Source organism: Mesorhizobium carmichaelinearum (assembly GCF_900199455.1).
Lineage (GTDB): Bacteria > Pseudomonadota > Alphaproteobacteria > Rhizobiales > Rhizobiaceae > Mesorhizobium > Mesorhizobium carmichaelinearum.
On the sequence record NZ_FZQR01000125.1, the window covers coordinates 1 to 1,064 of the forward strand.

A 1,064-nucleotide genomic window follows, 5' to 3' on the forward strand; every position below is an offset into this window, starting at 1 on the left:
GCATGATCAACCGTCGTTCATTGACCGTGCCTCCTGCCTTGCCCAGAGCAGCCATTTCGCCACAACGCTTGCCCATGGCAAGCGAACGATTTTTCACACCTGCGACTTGAAACAGCGAACATGAGAGTGGATTGATCGGGACAGACGAGTCCGATCGGGGATTCCCGGTGTTGCGTGCTTGTGCGACGATGCGGGATGCGTACCGGTATCAGCATCGTCGTCACAGCATCGGATAGGGCCCGGCTTGAGGCGCTCGTCGCGGCGCGCGGTTCGCCACAAAAGCACGTTTGGCGGGCGCGGATCATCCTGTTGACCGACGATGGCTTGGGCACCGTCGGGATCATGGCGGCAACGGCCAAGTCGAAGACCTGCGTGTGGCGCTGGCAGGAGCGGTTCATGGCCGAGGGCGTGGATGGCCTGCTGCGCGATAAGACCCGGCCTCCGGGCATCGCGCCGCTCGAGACCGCGCTGGTCGACAAGGTTGTGGCGCTTACGCTGGAGCAGCCTGACCACGAGGCGACGCACTGGACGGTCCGCGCAATGGCAAGAGCGGTTGGCATTGCTGCGTCCTCGGTCGTGAAGATCTGGCACGACCACGGCCTTGCGCCCCACCGCTGGCGCAGCTTCAAACTGTCCAACGACAAAGCCTTTGCCGAGAAGCTTCACGATGTGGTCGGGCTCTACGTCTCGCCGCCTGCGCATGCCATCGTGCTGTCGGTTGACGAAAAGAGCCAGATACAGGCGCTTGATCGCACTCAGCCGGGGTTGCCGCTAAAGCGCGGTCGTGGGGCGACCATGACGCACGACTACAAGCGCAACGGCACCACTACCCTGTTCGCCGCACTCAACATCCTCGATGGCTCGGTGATCGGCCGCAACATGCAGCGCCATCGGCATCAGGAGTTCATCCGCTTCCTCAATACCATCGAGGCTGAAAGGTTTTGTCGCAAACTTTTCGGAAAGGTGATTGGTGCATGACACCTTCTCCTTCTTTCCAGGAGTTGCTCATGTTCAAAGGCCGCCATTTTGATCGATCCGTGATCCTGCTGTGCGTACGCTGGTAT

At 60.7% G+C, this 1,064-nt stretch carries 1 pseudogene; it reads left to right on the top strand.

Annotated features, from left to right (window positions below):
• Positions 1–195 precede the first annotated feature (195 nt).
• Positions 196–936 (top strand): annotated as a pseudogene (locus tag CKW40_RS42290) (IS630 family transposase); the annotation flags it as partial.
• Between the last annotated feature and the right edge of the window lie 128 nt (positions 937–1,064).